At 72.9% G+C, this 17,627-nt stretch carries 20 protein-coding genes; 12 read left to right on the top strand and 8 right to left on the bottom strand.

Features of this window, described 5'->3' with window-relative positions; all coding sequences use genetic code 11:
* Positions 1-105 precede the first annotated feature (105 nt).
* From ACWDY5_RS28600 to ACWDY5_RS28580, 5 genes are all read left to right on the top strand, one after another.
* Positions 106-816, top strand: coding sequence for a carbonic anhydrase family protein (locus ACWDY5_RS28600; protein ID WP_449725255.1), 711 nt, complete (start codon positions 106-108; stop codon positions 814-816).
* A 112-nt stretch (positions 817-928) separates the two neighbouring features.
* Positions 929-3,769 (top strand): ATP-binding protein, encoded by a 2,841-nt coding sequence (locus ACWDY5_RS28595; RefSeq protein WP_449725254.1) that lies wholly within the window; start codon positions 929-931, stop codon positions 3,767-3,769.
* A gap of 37 nt (positions 3,770-3,806) precedes the next feature.
* Entirely contained in the window at positions 3,807-4,148 is a 342-nt protein-coding gene (locus ACWDY5_RS28590) for a hypothetical protein (RefSeq protein ID WP_449725253.1), read from the top strand.
* Complete coding sequence (locus tag ACWDY5_RS28585; RefSeq protein ID WP_449725252.1) at positions 4,123-5,364, top strand: WXG100-like domain-containing protein; 1,242 nt, start codon at positions 4,123-4,125, stop codon at positions 5,362-5,364. The genes ACWDY5_RS28590 and ACWDY5_RS28585 overlap by 26 nt, the downstream gene beginning before the upstream one ends.
* 5 nt (positions 5,365-5,369) lie before the next feature.
* Complete coding sequence (locus tag ACWDY5_RS28580; RefSeq protein ID WP_449725251.1) at positions 5,370-5,999, top strand: SMI1/KNR4 family protein; 630 nt, start codon at positions 5,370-5,372, stop codon at positions 5,997-5,999.
* 7 nt (positions 6,000-6,006) lie between these two features.
* On the opposite strand, the gene ACWDY5_RS28575 is transcribed toward ACWDY5_RS28580, so the two are convergent.
* On the bottom strand, positions 6,007-6,492 hold the full coding sequence (locus ACWDY5_RS28575; RefSeq protein WP_449725250.1) for a DUF309 domain-containing protein: 486 nt from the start codon (positions 6,490-6,492) through the stop codon (positions 6,007-6,009).
* A gap of 94 nt (positions 6,493-6,586) precedes the next feature.
* On the opposite strand from ACWDY5_RS28575, the gene ACWDY5_RS28570 reads away from it, so the two are divergent.
* Positions 6,587-7,402 carry an AfsR/SARP family transcriptional regulator gene (locus ACWDY5_RS28570; protein WP_449725249.1) on the top strand — a complete coding sequence of 272 codons (816 nt, stop codon included), beginning with the start codon at positions 6,587-6,589 and terminating at the stop codon, positions 7,400-7,402.
* 47 nt (positions 7,403-7,449) lie between these two features.
* Here ACWDY5_RS28570 and ACWDY5_RS28565 read toward each other — a convergent pair whose 3' ends face one another.
* Positions 7,450-8,679, bottom strand: a complete 1,230-nt coding sequence (locus ACWDY5_RS28565) for a sodium:proton exchanger (RefSeq protein WP_449725248.1) — start codon at positions 8,677-8,679, stop codon at positions 7,450-7,452.
* Positions 8,680-8,952: 273 nt separating this feature from the next.
* On the opposite strand from ACWDY5_RS28565, the gene ACWDY5_RS28560 reads away from it, so the two are divergent.
* From ACWDY5_RS28560 to ACWDY5_RS28550, 3 genes are all read left to right on the top strand, one after another.
* On the top strand, positions 8,953-9,321 hold the full coding sequence (locus ACWDY5_RS28560; RefSeq protein ID WP_252479818.1) for an ArsR/SmtB family transcription factor: 369 nt from the start codon (positions 8,953-8,955) through the stop codon (positions 9,319-9,321).
* Positions 9,322-9,501: 180 nt separating this feature from the next.
* A complete protein-coding gene (locus tag ACWDY5_RS28555; protein WP_449725247.1) occupies positions 9,502-9,642 on the top strand; it encodes a hypothetical protein in 141 nt (46 codons plus the stop codon).
* Positions 9,643-9,652: 10 nt separating this feature from the next.
* On the top strand, positions 9,653-10,042 hold the full coding sequence (locus ACWDY5_RS28550) for a lipocalin-like domain-containing protein (protein ID WP_449725246.1): 390 nt from the start codon (positions 9,653-9,655) through the stop codon (positions 10,040-10,042).
* A gap of 79 nt (positions 10,043-10,121) precedes the next feature.
* On the opposite strand, the gene ACWDY5_RS28545 is transcribed toward ACWDY5_RS28550, so the two are convergent.
* The 4 genes from ACWDY5_RS28545 to ACWDY5_RS28530 all read right to left on the bottom strand — a co-directional run bounded on the left by ACWDY5_RS28545 (position 10,122) and on the right by ACWDY5_RS28530 (position 13,236).
* Positions 10,122-10,454 carry a hypothetical protein gene (locus ACWDY5_RS28545; protein ID WP_449725245.1) on the bottom strand — a complete coding sequence of 111 codons (333 nt, stop codon included), beginning with the start codon at positions 10,452-10,454 and terminating at the stop codon, positions 10,122-10,124.
* A 105-nt stretch (positions 10,455-10,559) separates the two neighbouring features.
* The gene (locus ACWDY5_RS28540; protein WP_449725244.1) at positions 10,560-11,735 is read right to left on the bottom strand and encodes an FAD-dependent oxidoreductase; all 1,176 of its coding nucleotides are present in this window, start codon (positions 11,733-11,735) and stop codon (positions 10,560-10,562) included.
* A 17-nt stretch (positions 11,736-11,752) separates the two neighbouring features.
* Entirely contained in the window at positions 11,753-12,307 is a 555-nt protein-coding gene (locus tag ACWDY5_RS28535) for a TetR/AcrR family transcriptional regulator (protein ID WP_449725243.1), read from the bottom strand.
* A gap of 53 nt (positions 12,308-12,360) precedes the next feature.
* Positions 12,361-13,236 (bottom strand): LysR family transcriptional regulator, encoded by an 876-nt coding sequence (locus tag ACWDY5_RS28530; RefSeq protein ID WP_449725242.1) that lies wholly within the window; start codon positions 13,234-13,236, stop codon positions 12,361-12,363.
* A gap of 80 nt (positions 13,237-13,316) precedes the next feature.
* Here ACWDY5_RS28530 and ACWDY5_RS28525 point away from each other — a divergent pair, with 80 nt between their 5' ends.
* Positions 13,317-13,724: a hypothetical protein gene (locus tag ACWDY5_RS28525; RefSeq protein WP_449725241.1), complete on the top strand. Its 408-nt coding sequence runs from the start codon at positions 13,317-13,319 to the stop codon at positions 13,722-13,724.
* Complete coding sequence (locus ACWDY5_RS28520; protein ID WP_449725240.1) at positions 13,721-15,289, top strand: multicopper oxidase family protein; 1,569 nt, start codon at positions 13,721-13,723, stop codon at positions 15,287-15,289. The genes ACWDY5_RS28525 and ACWDY5_RS28520 overlap by 4 nt, the downstream gene beginning before the upstream one ends.
* A gap of 12 nt (positions 15,290-15,301) precedes the next feature.
* On the opposite strand, the gene ACWDY5_RS28515 is transcribed toward ACWDY5_RS28520, so the two are convergent.
* On the bottom strand, positions 15,302-16,042 hold the full coding sequence (locus tag ACWDY5_RS28515) for a 3-oxoacyl-ACP reductase family protein (protein WP_449725239.1): 741 nt from the start codon (positions 16,040-16,042) through the stop codon (positions 15,302-15,304).
* 99 nt (positions 16,043-16,141) lie between these two features.
* Here ACWDY5_RS28515 and ACWDY5_RS28510 point away from each other — a divergent pair, with 99 nt between their 5' ends.
* Positions 16,142-16,753 (top strand): TetR/AcrR family transcriptional regulator, encoded by a 612-nt coding sequence (locus ACWDY5_RS28510; RefSeq protein ID WP_449725238.1) that lies wholly within the window; start codon positions 16,142-16,144, stop codon positions 16,751-16,753.
* On the opposite strand, the gene ACWDY5_RS28505 is transcribed toward ACWDY5_RS28510, so the two are convergent.
* Positions 16,743-17,621, bottom strand: coding sequence for an SDR family oxidoreductase (locus ACWDY5_RS28505; RefSeq protein WP_449725237.1), 879 nt, complete (start codon positions 17,619-17,621; stop codon positions 16,743-16,745). The two genes, ACWDY5_RS28510 and ACWDY5_RS28505, sit on opposite strands and share 11 nt — an antisense overlap.
* Between the last annotated feature and the right edge of the window lie 6 nt (positions 17,622-17,627).

Below are 17,627 nucleotides of genomic sequence, written 5' to 3'. Positions count from 1 at the left end.
GGGCCCTTAGGTCTTGAATGAACCGGTTCGCGGGCTTTGCCCAACCATGTGATTTCAATTTCCTGAAAGGTCCTGCAAGTGACTCTGAAACGATCCCTTTCTGTCGTGCTGCCGTTGGTCGCCGTCGCCGCCGTGGTGGTCAGCCCGGTCGCTCAGTCCCAGGCGCCTGCCACGCAGAGCCCGGTCAACGTGGTGCCGGGGGCTATCCAGATCGATCCAAGCCACCCGAAGTTAGATGTCACCTACGGACACTCCGAACTGGTCCTGAAGTACATCCAGAAGGACGCGGACAAGCCCAACGGCTGTCAGACCCGCGACCACGAGGAAACCGAGCAGGCGGATGTCCGGCCGGGCGCCGGATTCGTCACCGCGGGCGGTGTCCGTTTTGACCTGATCCAGCTCCATTTCCACACTCCGGCCGAGCACCAGTTCAACGGCCGCCGCGACCCGCTGGAAATGCACCTGGTGCACCGCAGCACCGCGGGCAAGCTGCTGGTGATCGGCGTGCCGCTGCGGGTGGGCGGGCACTCCGCGGTGGACACCGTGCTGGCCAAGCTGGCCCCGGAGTGCGGCGAGCAGGTGCGCATTCCCAGCATCGACCTGAACTCGCTGCTGCCGCACAGCCGGCACACCCTGCGCTACGAGGGCTCGCTGACCACCTTCCCGTTCGACGAGGGTGTGCAGTGGTACCTGACCACCGAGAAGACGGTCGGCGCCGCCACCCTGGCCCGGTTCCAGGGCCTGTTCAACCACGGCAACTCGCGTGAGCCGCAGCCGCTCAACGGCCGCAAGTTCACCGAGGTCGGCCTGATCTGAACCAGCCGGAACGCGCGGACCAGACCGGTCGGCCCGGGCCGCGCGTTCCATCAACCAGGTGAGGCAGGCGGGATCGACCCCGCGAGGGCTCACTCTGTGCTGCACTGACCGGATGTTCGTCGGCCGTCAGCGTGAACTGGCCCAGCTCGATCTACTGCTGGACGCGCTGCCCGCCGGTCTGACCCCGGTGGAGGTCGTCGGCGAGCCCGGCATCGGCAAGTCCCGGCTGCTGCACGAGATCGGCCTCCGCGCGGCCGACCGTGACCTGACCGTGCTGGCCGGCCGGGCCGGCGAGTTCGAGCGGGACCTGCCGTTCGGGGTGTTCCTGGACGCCCTCGACCACCACCTGGCCGCGCTGACCGAGGAGCAGGCGGCCGCGCTGGGCCCCGGTCACCTGCGCTGGCTGGCCACCGCCTTCCCCGGCCTGGCCGAGCGGGTGCCGCCCGCCCCGCCGCCGCAGGCCGCCGAGCGGTACCTGCTGCACCGCGCGGTGGCCGCCGCGCTGGACGCGCTGGCCGGTCCGGCCGGACTGGTGCTGGCCCTGGACGACCTGCACTGGGCGGATGAGTCCACCGCCGAGCTGCTCACCCACCTGCTGCGCCGCCCACCGGCGACTCCCCTGCTGCTCCTGCTCGCGCACCGGCCGCGGCAGCTGCCCGACAAGCTGGCCGCGGTGCTCACCGGCCCGGCCTACGACGACACCCGGCACCGGATCGGGCTGGCGCCACTGGACTTCGAGGCCGCCAGCCACCTGCTGCCCTCAGGCCGCCAGCGCCGACGGCTCTACGACCTCTCCGGCGGCAACCCGCTCTACCTCCAGGTGCTCGCGCACGGCGGCGAGCTGGCCGTCCCCGCCGAGCAGGGCGCGGAGGTGCCGCCGGGCATCGCGGCGGTGCTGCGCACGGAGTTCGCCCGGCTCTCCCCGGCCGCGCGGCTGGTGGCGCGGGCGGCCGCGGTGATCGGCGACCAGGTCGACCCCGAGCTGGTGGCCGCGGCCGCCGGCCTGAGCCTGGCGGACACGCACGCCGCGGCCGAGGAGCTGTTCGAGGCGGACCTGTTGCGCGGCACCGGCGCCGGGCAGCGGGTGACCTTCCGGCACCCGCTGCTGCGCAACGCCGTCTACCACTCGGCCACCCCGCTGTGGCGGGCCGCTGCGCACGGCAGGGCGGCCGGGCTGCTCACCGAGCGCGGGGCCGCGCTGACCACCATCGCCCCGCACATCGCCCGCTCCGCCACGGTGGGCGACGCGGAGGCGGTGCGGCTGCTGCGCGAGGCGGCCCGGCTGGCGCTGGCCCAGGCCCCGGCCACCGCGGTGAGCTGGCTGCGGGTCGCGCTGCGCGGGCACCCCGACCCCGGCGACGAGCTGGGCCGCCGGTTGCGGCTGGACCTGGCACACGCGCTGATGCTGTGCGGGCACTACCTGGAATGCTGGGACCTGCTGCGGATGCACCTGGACGCCACGCCGGCCGAGGCGCCCGCGTTGCGGCACCAGGCGGTGGTGCTGTGCGCGACCACCAGCCGCCTGCTCTGGCAGCCGGAGGAGGGCAGGCGGCTGGTGCGCGCCGAGCTGGCCAGGCAGTACGACCGCCCGGACGCCGCCACCGCCGCGCTGTGGCTGAACCTGGCGCTGTCCCTGGTGCTGGACGCCCGCTTCACCGAGGCCGCCGAAGCCGCTGCCGAGGCGCTCCGGCTCCAGCTGCCGGATCCGTTGCGCTGCACCGCGTTGGCCATGCTGGCCTGGTGCTACCCCGAGCTGGGGCGAGTGCCAGAGGCGGTGCGCGCGCTGGACGAGGCGGCCGAGATCTACGACCGCGTGGACGAGGCGGACCACCTGGCGAACCTGGGCATCTCGCACCTGGTGCCGCTGGTGGAGGCGATCTGCCACCTGCGCCTCGGTGACACGCTGCACAGGCTGGACCGGGTGCGGCGGCTGTCCCAGCGGCTGGGCCACCTCACCTTCGGCGGTGAGGTGCTGGGCACCACCGCGGCCGTGCTGGCCCATGCCGGGCGAGTGCCCGAGGCGATCGCCCTGGCCGAGGAGGCCCTGGACGCGGCTCGCCTCTCCGGCATCGAACCGCTGCTGGTCAACGTGCTCTGCGCCCGTGCGGCGGTCGCCCTGTACTGCCTGGACCTGCCCGCGGCCGAACGGGCCTGCCGTGAGGTGGCCACCCTGTCTTGCGCGAGCTGGCACCCGCTGGCCCCGCACGTGAGCCTGGTCCGGGATCTGGTCCGGGCACGCCTCGGCCACCAGGTCCCGCTGGCCGAGACCATCGAGGGCCTCGGCGGCCCCGAACTGCCGGGCACCCTGCACCGGGCCAGGGTGCTGATCTACCTGGAGCTGGCGCACATCGCGGCCCGGCGGGACCGCCCGGCCGAGGCCGCGGACTGGGCGGAGCGGGCGGTCGCGCTGACCGAGGACCTGCTGCCCTACAGCGGCGCGGCGGCCACCCTGGCCAAGGCCTACGCGCGGGCCTGCGGCAAGTCCGCCGAGCACACCAAGTCCGCACTGGCGCTGGCCGAGTCCGCCGCCACCGCCTTCGCCGCGGCCGGGTTCCCGGTCCAGTCCGCCCGTGCCACCCTGCTCGCCGGCCAGCTGCACGCCACCCTGGGCGACCGGGACCGCGCACTGTCCACAATGGACAAGGCGGCCGCGGTGTTCGCCGACTGCGGGTCAAGCACGCACACCGAGATCGTGCTCCGCTACCAGCGCCGACTGGGTCGCCGGGTGCCCAGGACCGCGGGCGCGAACCCGCTGGGCCTGACCCCGCGCGAGGCGGAGATCGCCGGGCTGGTGGCCAAGGGGCACAGCAACCGCGCGGTGGCCGCGCTGCTGGTGGTCAGCGAGCGGACCGTGGAGACCCACCTGAGCCGGGCCTTCCAGAAGCTCGGCGTCTCCTCGCGCACCGCGCTGACCGCGCTGCTGGCCCGCGCCGACGACAGCAACCGGCCATGACCGCCCACGACCGGGAGGCAGCACCCACCCTGTCGGCATGAGTTTCGCGCACATGCGCCCGGCCGGGGTGCGCACCGCGATGCAGGCGCTGTCCCAGCGGGCCGCCGAGCTCGAGCAGGGCTGGCAGCAGGACAAGTCGATGATCGCGGGCGCCGAGTCCGGCATCGGCGGCGACGTCCTCGGCCAGGCCTTCCGCTCGGTGTACACCGCGCCAGGCCAGGCCGCGCGCACCGCCGCGGACCGGGTCGGCCCGGCGATGGCCGAGGACGCCCAGATCGGCGTGCAGTGCGCCGAGGACTACCTCAACGCGGACAGCGCGTCCGCGGCGGCCATGCCGACGGGAGGTGACGCAGGTGCCGATCCCGGAGCCCTCCCCTGAGCTGGGCCTGTGGCCCAAGGTCAAGGCGATCAGCGGCTGGCCGGAACCCGATGAGGAGCGGGTCAAGCAGCTGGCCACTGGCTGGCGCGGCGGCCAGACCCGGTTCACCGAGGCCGGCGGGCACGACCTGGCCCCGGTCCGGGCCGCATGGCCCGACTCGGCAGGCGGCGCCTTCGACACCAGGGCTAGCAAGACGCTCACCAGCGCCACCGAGGTCAGTGGTCAGATGGGCGGACTGGCCGTCCGGGCGGACAACTTCGCCACCGAGGTGACCGGCGTCAAGACCGGCATCACCGACCTGATCGAGACCAACCTGGGCCGGTACGCGCTGGTGCAGATGCTGCCGCAGCCGGTGCGGGGCCTGTTCGAGGAGTACTACGCCTCGGTGCTCGGCGGCCAGGCCCGCACGATGATCAACGCCGCCGCGGCCCGCACCGCGCAGGGCAAGCCGCCACCACAGCCGGACCGCGGCCGCGGGCTGGGCCGGGTGATCCAGGAAATCATCGAGTACCTGAGCGAACCGGACAACCAGCGCGACGTGGGCGACGCGCTGTCCTGGCTGAGCAGGCAGCTGGACAACCCGGCCGACGCCATCACCAAGGCCGGGACCGAGCTGCTCGGCGCCGGGCTGAGCAGCCTTGGCGAGCTGACCGGGAACGACCGGCTGAAGGCACTGGGCGCGATCGCCACCGGCCTGGCCGACGCCGCAGGCGAGGCCGTGGGCGACGCGGTGCTCGAAGGCGGCTCCACCGCCCGCAACGGGCTGTACGAGCTGGCCGAGTCGCAGGACGGCAAGGAGCTACCCGCCGAGATCTACCTGTCCAGGGACCGGCACGCCGAGGCCCTGCAGCACATCAACGAGGCCCGCAGCGGCACCATCTGGGAGGGCGGCACGTCCAGACCGGGCACGCCGCTGCCGGACGTGCTGCACGTGGACCGGACCGAGCCCGCCGCCGAGCGCAAGCGGATCGCCGACGCCCGGCGCAGGCAGTCCACCGACCCGATCCCGTCGTACCAGCCCGCGGACGGCGAACGGCCCAAGGACAAGGACGAGTACCCGCCCGCGATGACCTACGAAGGTGGCAGGCAGCACCCCTGGGTGCCCAGCGTGAAGCACATCGACGCCAGCGACAATCGCAGCGCCGGGTCTACCCTCGGCCATCAGGTGCGGGGGCTCGACGACCGGAGCCCGGTCGTCATCAGGGAAACGGACTGACCACAGTGGACATTCCAGCTGACTTCGCCGACCTGCTCGCCCGCGGCCGCCACCCGCTGGGCGCGCCGGTGGAACTACACCTGGGCGCCGACTCCGGCCCGTTCGCCGAGCTGGCCGAGCTGCTCAGCCACACCAACGGTTTCACCATCGCCAACGGCGGTGTGCAGGTCTTCCGCGCCGGGACCGAGGGACTCGGCCCGGAGCTGGCCGAGTGGAACGAGCCCGGCCTCTGGAAGGACACCTACGGCGAGCTCGCGGCCGGCCTGTTCTGCTTCGGCCAGGACCTCTTCGGCGTGCAGTTCGCCGTCACCGGCGACCGGGTGGTCAGCTTCGACCCGGAGACCGCCGAGCGCACCGACCTCGGCGGCTCACTGACCGACTGGATGACCTGGCTGGCCGCCGACCCGGAGCTCAACGCCGCCAAGGGTTTCGCCACCGACTGGCAGGACCGGCACGGCCCGCTCGGCTACCGCGAGCGGCTGCTGCCGGTGCGCCCGTTCGTGCTCGGCGGGACGTTCGACGAGGCCAACCTGGTGGCCAGGGACGCGGTGTACTGCATGCGGGTGCGCGGTCCGATCGCGCAGAAGGTGCACGGCCTGCCCGACGGCGCCGAGGTCCGCCTGCACACCGACTGACCCGCGCCTAACGGAGCCGGGGCGTGGGCAGGTCCCCGGTTCCCGCCGCCAGCTCCTCGGCGTGCGTGTGCGCCCACCGCAGCAGCCCGGCCACGTCGATGCCGTGCGGCGGATCATCCTGGTATGCCTCGATGTTCCCGGCGCCGCGCCGCAGCAGGGTGACCGCGCCGGTGTGGTTGCCGCGCGCGGCGTGGGTGGCGCCCACCGCCAGCTGGGCCATGCCCTTCCACAGCATGCGGTGCGCCTCGGCCGAGGACTTCCAGGCGTCCTCCAGGATCTCGTGCGCGTGGAAGGGCATGCCCGCGTCGAGCAGCCGCTGCGCCTCGGTCAGGGTCTCCTCCGGTGACCGCACGACCCCCTCGGGCAGGCGCTCGACCCCGGGCGCACCGTGCGGCAGCGGCCTGCCCAGCCCGTCCCTGGGCCGGGCGTTGCGGGCGCGGCCTTCCTCGTCGCGATCGCGGTCGAACCGGGGTGCACTGCCATCCGAGCTCACCGGTCCATCATCCCACCGGCGTGGCGCGAATGTGCCGGGAGCTGACCGCCAGCACGCTTATCCGCCGAGTGCCGGAAAGGTCAGGCTGGCGGACATGGCGACCTTCGCAGTGCTGGGCGCGGTCGAGATGTGCTCGGAGGGCCACCGGGTGTGCCTGGGCCACGCCAAACAACGCGTCGTGCTCGCGGCCCTGCTGGCCGAGGCCAACCGCGCGGTCACCCTGGCCGAACTGGCGGACCGGCTCTGGGGCCAGCGGCCGCCGCCCGGCGGCCCCGGTGCCCTGTACTCCTACCTCTCCCGGCTGCGCGCGATCCTGGACCGGGCGGGCGGGGCGTCGATCGAACGGGACGCGGGCGGCTACCGGCTCCGCGCCCCCGAGCACTCGATCGACCTGCACCGCTTCCAGGACCTGCTCCCCCGTGCCCGCGCGGAGCGGGACGAAGACCGGGCGCTCACGTTGTTCGAGCAGGCCCTGTCCCTGTGGCGGGACGACTTCTGCGCGGGGATCGACCTGCCCTGGTTCAACGCCCGGCGCGAGGTCCTGCACGCGCAACGGCTGCTCGCCCAGCTGGACCACGCGGACCTCGCCCTGCGCCAGGGCCGCCACGGCGAACTGCTGCCCGCGCTGGCGACCCGGGCCGCGAGCCACCCCTTCGACGAACGCGCCGCCGAGCAGCTGATGGTCGCCCTGTGCCAGTCCGGCAGACAGGCCGAGGCGCTGCACTGGTTCGCCGCGCTGCGAACCCGGCTGGTCGAGGAGCTGGGCGTGGAACCCGGTGCGCCGCTGCGGCAACTGCACCGGCGGATCCTGTGCGGTCTCACTCCTCGGCCCGCCGCCTGGGGGTGGCGCGGGCACCCGGCCCACGCCAGCCCAGGCCGGTCAGCCGGCGCTCAGTCGCGGTTCCAGTAGGCGTTCTGCCGGCCCCGGCGATCCTGCTGGGCACACGCATGCCAGGTTCACCGCCGGGCCAGCTCCCCTTCGGCCACCTCGGCCTGCTGCCGCCGGAACGGCGCGGCCAGCGTCGGCAGGATGTGCGCCCGGTTGCGCACCAGCGCGCCGATCGCGAGCACCAGGTAGATCACGCACAGCACATACCTGGCGGCCTGGCCGGGCAGGGCGAACTGCACCGCGAACAGCCCGAGCAGGGTCCAGGCGGCCCAGCGCGGGAAGCGCAGCGCCAGCAGCGCGGCCACGCCCAGCACGGTCTGGGTGGCGGTGAGCAGGAACTCCTCGATCTGCCTGGCGTCCAGCTGCAAGCCGCCCGCGCCGCCACCGCCGAACAGGTAGGCCACCGGCAGGCTGCCCACCAGCAGCGTCCACTGGTTGACCTTGCTGGAGATCAGGGTGCCGATCGCGGCCGCGCCCTGCCCGCGCACCGCGAACAGGATGGCCACGATGAACTCCGGTGACTCCGAGGCCAGCGGGGCCAGCCACTGCACCAGCAGGAACTCGTCCACGCCCAGCTGCTTGCCGGTGGCGATCAGGCCGTGCGCGAAGGGTTCCGCGCTGGCCAGGATGACCACCGCGGCGAAGGCGAACAGCCCGATCACCAGCGTCCGGCGGCCGCGGCGGGGCAGCGCGCCGATCACCGCGGCCGGGCCGACCAGGTGCGGCTCCTGCGCCTCGGACCGGGAGACCTTCCACAGGTAGAAGCCGAAGAAGCCGAGCAGGGCGAAGCCCAGCAGCAGCGGGATCTGGCCGCTGACCGGGATCAGGAAGGCCACCACCGAGGCGATGGCCAGGAAGCCCAGCTCGACCCGGTAACCGGACTCCAGCACCAGCTCCCGCACGCTGCGCCCGCTGCGGCGCTTGGCCACCACCAGCGCGATCAGCACCACCACCGACCAGCCCAGGCCGAGCAGCAGCCGGTTGGAGCCGGTCATGTTGGCCGCGGCGTAGGCCACATAGGTCGGGTCGGACCCGGCGGTGTAGGCGAAGTAGAGGTCCACCACGTACTCCGGCAGCACCGCGATCACCGCCAGGATCGCGATGGCCAGCCCGCCGGAGATGTCGGCCTGCGCGGCCTCGGCGGCCCAGGCCAGCAGGAAGGAGGCGGCCACCACGGCCGCGCCGAAGAGCAGCAGCGCGGCGGGCGGCGGCAGGTGCGCCCCGGCCACGCGGGTGATCAGCGCGGGCAGCGTGAGCGAGACGCAGAGGGCGAGTGGCCGGACCAGCTTGCTGGGCACGGTGCGGGGTTCCTTCCCGGGCGGCGGACGGCCAGACCGGGGCTCCAGGGAGGCTCGGCCAGGCATGACTGCTTGGCCGAAGGTCTCGCCCACCGGCCGGAGCCGGTCCCGTCGCCGGAGGACACGGGGTCCTCAGCATGTCGACGTGCGGTGTTGCGGGCTACTCCCCTTCGGAGTGCCCCCAGTGTCACATCATTTCGACACATGCGCAACTATCGAAACGAGGCGCCGCGCTGGCCGGTCCGCGCGCGGTAGCGGAACAATGGCCGGGACATGCCGACATCGCCAGCACCCGCGGAGCCGCCGACCACCGGAGCGGCCACCGAACCGACCCCCGCCCAGCTGCGGTCGGGGGCGGAGACCTTCGCCCTGTTGGCCAGCCCGGTCCGCCTGCACCTGGTCTGGCTGATCACCCACGGCTCCTACGACGTGGGCACGCTGGCCGCCAGGGTCGGCATCGGCATCGCCACCGCCTCCCAGCACCTGAGCAAGCTGCGGCTGGCCGGGGTGATCTCCGGGCACCGGGACGGCCGCCGCCAGCTCTACACCGTGGACGACCCGCACGTGATCACGCTGATCCAGCAGATCTTCGACCACATCGCCCCCGACGGCACCCTGGCCCCCGACCCGCCGATGACCTGAGCCCGCCCCGGGGCGATTGTTCAGAGCTTGTTCAGAGTTTGTTGTCAGGCATTTCAGGCCCGGCGTCGCACAACCCCACTGGCGTAGACCGGTTACCGCGGTTCCCGGAAACCGCGGGGGTGGCCGGTTGGCGTCGCGGCCAGGCCGGTCACCCCGCCGCAACGTCGTTGGGGGTAACCCATGCCGAACATGAGCCCGCACTGGCCGATCGTGCGCTCGCGCCTGCCGCTGTCCCCGGACCGGCCGGCCGAACGGGCGCAGGCGGCCGAGGAGGAGCAGGCGCAGACCCTGGACCGGAGCGAGCCGCCGCCGTCGGGATAGATTCGCGCGCATGACTACCGAGGCGTCCCTGGTGGGGCGGTGGCGGCTGGACTGGTACCGCGAGCTGGACGCGGCCACCGGCGAGAAGATCAGCGACCCGTTCGGCGCCAACCCCAACGGCCGCCTGCTCTACACCGCCCGCGGCCACATGTCGGTGCACCTGGCCCGCACCGACGGCCAGACCCACGGCGTGGACTACTACTTCGGCTACACCGGCACTTACGCGCTGGATGGGGACTTCGTGCTGCACCAGCTGGAGATCAGCTCGCACCCGGACCTCACCGGGGCACAGCAGCGGCGGGCGGTGCGGTTCGAGGGCGACCGGCTCACGCTGAGCACGCCGGAGTACGAGGTGGAGGGCCGCAAGCGGGTGGCCGCGCTGAGCTGGGTGCGCGCCTGAGGACCGGCGGGCGTTCGAACGGGACCCGGCCCGCGACCGAGTGGTCACGGGCCGGGTCAGCCGTTGCGCTGGCGAGGCCTCAGTAGGCGACGACCCACGCCTTGGTCACGTGGCAGCCGTTGGGCTGGCCGTCGACCCGGGAGACCGGGCCCCAGGAGCCTTCGCGCTTCTCCACCAGGGGACCGTTGATGTTCCTGGTGTAGGGCCAGTGCGCCATGTTGCACTCGACCACGACGCGGTAGGTGCCGAAGCCCGAGTCGCAGGTGCCCTCACCGAAGTTGGCGGCCTGGTCGGCGTTGGCGTGGCAGTCCCACACGTCGGCCCGCGCGGGGGTGGCGTCCAGCACGAGCGTGCCCGACACGGCCGCGGTGACCACCGCCGCGCTCAACAGCATCTTCCTGACCAGCTGCATTCTGTTCGTCCTCCTAGACGATCTGGTGATCACGGAGGTTAGGGGCAGGCGGCCACTTGGAGCAGTGGTTTCAACCAGGGCCGAAACCCCGTGCCGCTGGGCCGGTCAGGACCGCAGGTCCGCGATGGCGGTGACCGGCTTGCCGACCAGGGTCTGCCCCACCACCCGGTCCACCAGCGGCAGCCGGGAGGCCCGCAGCGCCAGGCGGCGCAGCCGCAGCCGGGTCGGCGACTCGGGCAGGAACCAGCGCGCCCCGGACCGCGCGACCTGCTGCTTCTCCTCGGCCACCGGCCGCCACCGCCGCTCGTAGGCCGCCAGCGCGTCCTCGATCCTCGGCGCCTGGTCCAGTTGGTGGGCAAGCAGGTACGCCCCGGCGATGCCCAGTGACGCGCCCTGCCCGGCCAGCAGCGAGACCGCGTAGCAGGCGTCGCCGACCAGCACGACCCGTCCGCGGTGCCAGCTGGGCAGCTCGACCTGCGCGACCTGGTCGTAGTAGATCTCCGCCGCCGGTGGGCACTTCGCCAGCGCGGTGGGCGCCAGCCAGCCCAGCCCGCCGTAGATCTCCCGCAGCGCGGCCCAGATGTCCGTGGGCAGCGCCGGATTCGGGGCGCGGTGCACGGTGAAGGCGGCGATCCGGTTGTCCCGCAACGCGTACAGGCCCAGCTGCCGGCCCATGGTGTCGGTCAGGTTGAACCGGCCGCGCAGCGCCTCGTGCAGCTCCGGCGCCTCGAACTGGAAGGCCGCGGTGTGGAAACCCAGGTAGCGCAGGAACTTCCGCTCCTCGCCGAAGACCAGCCCGCGTACCGTGGAGTGGATCCCGTCCGCGCCGACCAGCAGGTCAGCCGCCAGCTCGGTGCCGTCGGCCAGGGTCACCAGCACCCCGTCACCGCGATCGAGGACGCCGGTCAGGGCGGCGCCGAAGCGCAGGTCCACTGTGGACGGCAGGTGTTCGCGCAGCACCCGTTCCAGGTCAGGCCGCATGATGCTGAGCAGCCGCCCGCGCAGCGACCTGGCGAACTGCCGGTACTGGACCCCGGCCCGGCGACGACCGCGCTCATCGAACAGGGCCGCTTCCTCGACGAAGTAGGCCACCTGCTCGATCGCGGGCAACAGCCCCATCTTCTCCACCGCGTCGTAGCCCGCGCCGAAGAAGTCGATCATGTATCCCTGTGCGCGCGGGCCGGGTGCCCGTTCCAGCAGCACCACTTCCGCGCCGAGCCGGGCCAGCTGGTTCGCCAGCGCCAGCCCGGCGATCCCGGCCCCGCAGACCACTACCCTCATCCCGTCCTCCACCCGGATCAGCCCGCGACCAAGCGGCGCAGGACAGCGGTCGTGTCCAGCCCGGCGCCCAGCCCCCGGTGCAACAACAGACCGTCGATGGTGGCCGCCAGCACGGCGGCGGTCTCCCACGGCTCGGCCACCCCGAGCCCGGCCAGCCACTCCCCCAGCCGCTGCCGGAACCCGTCCAGCACCGCGCCGATCTCCCGGCGCAGTTCCTCGTCCCTGGTCGCGGCCAGGAACGCCTCGACAAATAGCAGCGACAGCGGATCGGTGCCGGTGTGCTCGCCGACCGAGGCCACCAGCGCGTCCACCGCCTCGGCCGGGGTGCGCGCGGTGGCCAGCACCTCGTCCAGCCCCGCCAGCAGCTGCCCCATCGCGCCGAGCACGGCCTCCCGCAGCAGCGCCTGCACGGCCGGGAAGTGGTAGTGCACCACGCTCGGTGTGACCCCGGCCCGCTCGGCCAGCACCCTGGTGCTCACCGCGGTCCAGCCGCGTTCCGGGATGAGCTCGACCGCCGCGCTGAGCAGCCGTTCCCGTGCCTCGCGACCCCTGGCCGCCGCGGTAGTTCCCATCGCTGACCACCTTTCAGGGCGATCGCCCTGTACGACTGCCCTGACAGTAGCAGCTAGTGGCTGAAGCGGTCGATCACGTGGTCGCGGAACCGCTGCGCGGCGACGGAGAGGTAGCTGTCCTGCCGCCAGGCCAGGCTCAGCACCCGGTGGCAGTCCGGCTCGTCCACCTTCAGCCAGGCGACGTTGGCGTGGATGTCGACCCGGCGGCCGAAGGAGGGCACCAGCCCGATGCCCAGCCCGGCGCCGATGAGGTGGAACAGCCCCTCGGGCTCATCGCTCTGGCACACGATGTCCAGCTCCAGCCCGGCCTTGGCGAACAGCCGCTCGGCCAGCGCCCGCTGCCAGTAGCCGGGCCGGGTGGTGATGAAGGGCTCGCCCGCCAGCTCGGCGATGCGCACCCGCTCGCGCCCGGCCAGCCGGTGCCCGGCCGGCACGCACAGCAGCACCGGCTCGTCCAGCAGCACCTGGGAGCGGATGTCGTTGCCGGGCAAGGGTTGCGAGCCGATGCACAGGTCGACCTCGCCCTCGCGCAGCTGGGCCGCCATGTCCCCGGCCGCGGACTGGAACAGCCGCACGTCCACCAGCGGGTGCTCGGCGACGAAGGTCTGGATCACCTCCGACAGCGGCAGCAGGGTCTCGGTGGCCACCGCGAGGATGCCGCGCTCCAGTCCGGCGGCATCGGCGAGCTCCCGGCGGGCGTCGTCGAGCTCGGCCAGCGCCCGGTCGACGCGGCGCAGGAAGGCCGCGCCGAAGCGGTTGAGCCGGATCCGCCGCCCGTGCCGGTCGAACAGCGGCACGCCCAGGTCGTCCTCCAGCCGGGCCAGGGTTCGGCTGAGCGAGGGCTGCGCGATCCGGAGCTGGTCCGCGGCCCGGCCGACGTGCTCCAGCCGGGCGAGCACCTGGAAGTAGCGGAGTGCCAGAAGATCCACTGCTGATGCCTGTTCTGTTATGAGCAGATAACGAATCTTGTCTTGGACAGCATAAGGCGGCGGATCCTAACTTCGAGCACGTGAACGCAACCGTGACTACGCCGAGCCGGCTGGCGATCGGGGCGCTGCGGGTGAGCCGGGCGCTGGTGAGCGCGCACGCCGTGGCGATCATCGGCCAGCCGGTGTTCGCCGGCGGCTACCTGAGCGGGGACTACGACATGCTCTGGCTGCACCGCTGGGGCGCCGACACGGTGTCGTACCTGAGCTACGCGCAGCTCCTGGCCACCCTGGTGCTGTGGCTGGCGCGCGGACCGCGCTGGCTGTTCTGGGTCAGCCTGCTCATCGCCGCCGGGGAGACCGGGCAGTACTTCGCCGGCATGTTCGGCGCGCTGGACCTGCACATCCCGCTGGGCGTCGCGCTGGTCACCGCGGTGGCGCTGACCACGATCGCGGTCTGGCGGCCGGTCCAGTGGCAGGCGGCCCGATGAGCGCCCGGCTGCCCCGGCGGCGTTTCCTCGGCCTGGCCGGTGGCGCGGGTGTGCTGCTCGCGGCCGGGATGATCGCCCCGCGGCTGCTCCGCGCGGACTCGCCGGGCACCGGGGAACTGTTGCGCAGCAAGGTCCCGCTGCCCGAACCGTTCCGGGTGCCACTGCCCATCCCGCCGGTCCTCCGTCCACATCGGACAGATGAGGCCGACCACTACACGATCACCCAGCGCGCCGCCACCGCCGAGATCCTGCCCGGCATCCGGACGCCGATCTGGGGCTACGACGGCATTTTCCCCGGCCCCACCATCGAGTCGCGACGGGACCGGACCGTGGTGGTGCGCCACCGCAACGAGCTCCCGGTGCCGACCGTGGTGCACCTGCACGGCGGCCACACTCCGGCCGAGCACGACGGCTACCCCACCGACCTGCTCATGCCGGTCTCCGGCTGGGACGGCGGGCACGGCGGCCACGACATGTACGACGCCAAGGCAAACATCAGCTACGGCTCCCGCGACTACGTCTTCCCGCTGCGGCAACGGGCCGCGACCCTGTGGTACCACGACCACCGGATGGACTTCACCGGTCCCGCGGTCTACCGGGGCCTGGCCGGTTTCCACCTGGTCCGCGACGAGGAAGAGGACGCCCTCGGCCTGCCCGCGGGCGAGCGTGAACTGCCGCTGATGATCGGTGACCGCGCCTTCGACGAGCACGGCGCCTTCGCCTACCCGTCGCTGGATCCGTTGCTGCGCAGCATTCCCGGCGTCGAACCCGAGTACGTGGAGGGCGTCTTCGGCGACGTGATCCTGGTCAACGGCGCGCCGTGGCCGGTGCACGAGGTGGCCGCGGCCCGCTACCGGCTACGCCTGCTCAACGGCTCCAACGCCCGCCGCTACGACCTGGCCCTCGACCCGCCACCGCCCGGCGGCGGCGGGTTCGTCCAGATCGGCAGCGACCAGGGCCTGCTCGACGCGCCCCGCGCGCACGACCACATTCCCCTTGCGCCGGCGGAACGTTACGACGTCATCGTCGACTTCGGCCGGTACCCGGTCGGCACCGAGGTGACGGTGCTGAACCGCCTCGGCACCGGCTCCACCGCGCAGGTCATGCGGTTCGTGGTCACCAGGAAAGCCCGGGACGACAGCCGGATCCCGGCCAAGCTCAGCGATCTCGCCCCGCTCAGCCGGGAACAAGCCGTCACCACAAGGGATTTCGCCTTCACCGCGGGTCAGGTGCACGGCCGCACCGGCTGGGTGATCGGCGGCGAGCCGTTCGCCCCGGACCGGATGGACGCCCGGCCCCGCTTGGGCGACACCGAGATCTGGCGGTTCGTCGCCGACGTGCACCACCCCGTGCACCTGCACCTGGTGGGCTTCCACATCCTCTCCCGCGGCAGCGGCCCGCCGGGCCCGTTCGACGGCGGCCTCAAGGACACCGTGGACCTGAGTCCCGGCGAGGCAGTGGAGGTGATCGCCCGGTTCGAGGACTACCGCGGCCGGTTCGTCTTCCACTGCCACAACGCCGAACACGAGGACATGGCGATGATGGCCAACTTCGAGGTGCTCTGACCGGGCGCGATCTCAGGCGTTCGCGCCCGCGTCCACGGTGATCGCGGAGCCGGTGATGTTGTTGCCTCCGGGCCCGACCAGGTACGCGACCGAGGCGGCCACGTCCTCGGGGCTGCCGTAGCGGCCCAGCGCGGTGAAGCCGCGTTCCTCCTCCGCCTGCGGGCCGTCGGCCGGGTTCATGTCGGTGTCGGTGGAGCCGGGGTGCACCAGGTTGACCGTGATCTCCCGCCCGCCGAGGTCACGGGCCAGGCCCTTGGTGAAGCCGATCAGCGCGGACTTGCTCATCGCGTACAGCGCCACCCCCGGGTAGGGCACCCGCTCGGCCAGCGAGCTGCCGATGCTGACGATCCGGCCGCCCGGCGCCATGTGCCGGGCCGCCGCCTGGCTGGCCAGGTAGACCGCGCGGGTGTGGATGGCCAGCGTCCGGTCGACCTCCGCCAGGTCCACCTCGTCGACGGTGCCGTAGCGGAAGATCCCGGCGTTGTTGACCAGGATGTCGATCCGGCCGAGCTCGGCCACGGTCCGCTCGACCGCGCCGACCACCGCCGCGGGGTCCGCGCTGTCCGCGGCGATGGCCAGGCCCCGGCGACCGGCGGCCTCGACCTGCTCGACCACGGCCCGCGCGCGGTCCGCGGCGCTGGCATAGGTCAGCGCCACGTCAGCCCCGTCGGCCGCCAGCCGCCTGGCGATGGCCGCGCCGATGCCACGGCTGCCCCCGGTGACCAGAGCCACCTTACCTGCGAGTTCCGGCATGTCCCCTCATTTCTGGGTCGATCACTACACAATTGGTATCGTGCAGCCGAGCGGCCTGTCAACGCTTTTTGGGTCGATCGCTACAGAAAGGGGTTCGGCATGGCCACCCGGGGCCGTCCACGAGCGTTCGACCGCACCGCGGCCCTGCGCCGCGCGATGGAGGTGTTCTGGGAGCACGGCTACGAGGGGACCTCGCTGAACGACCTGAGCGCGGCCATGGGCATCAACGCTTCCAGCCTGTACGCCGCCTTCGGCACCAAGGAGGAACTGTTCCGGGAGGCGGTCGCTTACTACGACGAGACCGAGGGCGAGGCCGCGGCCCGCGCGCTGCGCGAGGAACCCACCGCGCGCGCGGCCTTCGAGCAGGTGCTGCGGGTCAACGTGCGCGCCTACACCGACCCCGCGAAACCGGCGGGCTGCATGATCGTGCTGGCCGCGACCACGTACACACCCAAGAACCAGAGCGTGCGCGACTTCCTGGCCGGCCTGCGCCGGGAGACCCAGGAAGCCTTGCGGCAGCGGCTGATCCGCGGCATCGCCGACGGCGACGTGCGCGCCGATGCCGATGTCGACGCGCTGGCCGCCTTCTACAACACCCTGTGGCAGGGCCTGTCCATCCAGGCCCGCAGCGGCGCCACCCGGGCAGAGCTGGCCGCGGTCGTCGACGCCGCGATGGCCACCTGGGACGTGCTGGCCGCGGTCACCGGCTGACCTCGGCCCGGCGGCCGAACTCCGCCGCGTGCTCGGCGGCCCACTCCCGGAAGCTCCGCCCCGGCCGGCCGAGCAGCTGCTCCAGCACGCCGGTGGGCGGCAACGGGTTGTCCACCATGGCCGCGTACCCGGTCAGCACAGTGTCCACAATGGACTCATCCAGCCAGGACAGCGCGGCGGCCCTGGCCTCGCCCGGCGGGATCTCCTGCCAGCGCAAGGGCCGTCCGAGCGCCTCGCCGATGATCCGCACCTGCTCGATCTGGGTGTGCACGGCCGGCCCGCTCAGCAGGTACCTGGCGCCCTGGTGGCCGTCCTCGGTGAGCGCGCGCACCGCGACCTCGGCCAGGTCCGCCTCGTGCACCAGGGTGAACCCGGCCTCGCCGTGGCTGCCGCGCACCACGTCCCCGGCCCGGAGCTGCCCGATCCACTGCCGGGTGTTGGCGGCGAAGCCGAACGGGCGCAGGAACGTCCACTCCAGACCGCTGTCCTCGATCAGCCGCTCGATGCGCGCGTGGTGCTCGGCGATCGGGTCGGGCTGGGGGTCCGCGGTGTCGTCCACGGCGGCCGAGGACAGCAGCACGATCCGCCGGGCCCGCGCCGCGATCGCCGCCACCACCGCTGCGGCCCGGTGCACGTCGTCGAACGGCCAGACCAGGAACACCGAGTCCACCCCGTCCAGCGCCGCGGCCAGCGCGGCCGGATCGGACTGGCTGCCGGTGGCCACCGGCACGCCGGCCGGCAGGGTGGCGGTGGCCGGGTCGCGGGTCAGCACCCGCGGGGTGATGCCGCGCGCCAGCAGCTGCCGCAGCAGCGCGCCGCCGACGTTGCCGGTCGCGCCGGTCACCAGGATGTTGTTGTCTCGCACCATGTCCCG

Source organism: Crossiella sp. NPDC003009, assembly GCF_053591555.1.
This window is presented reverse-complemented; position numbering and strand designations above follow the sequence as displayed.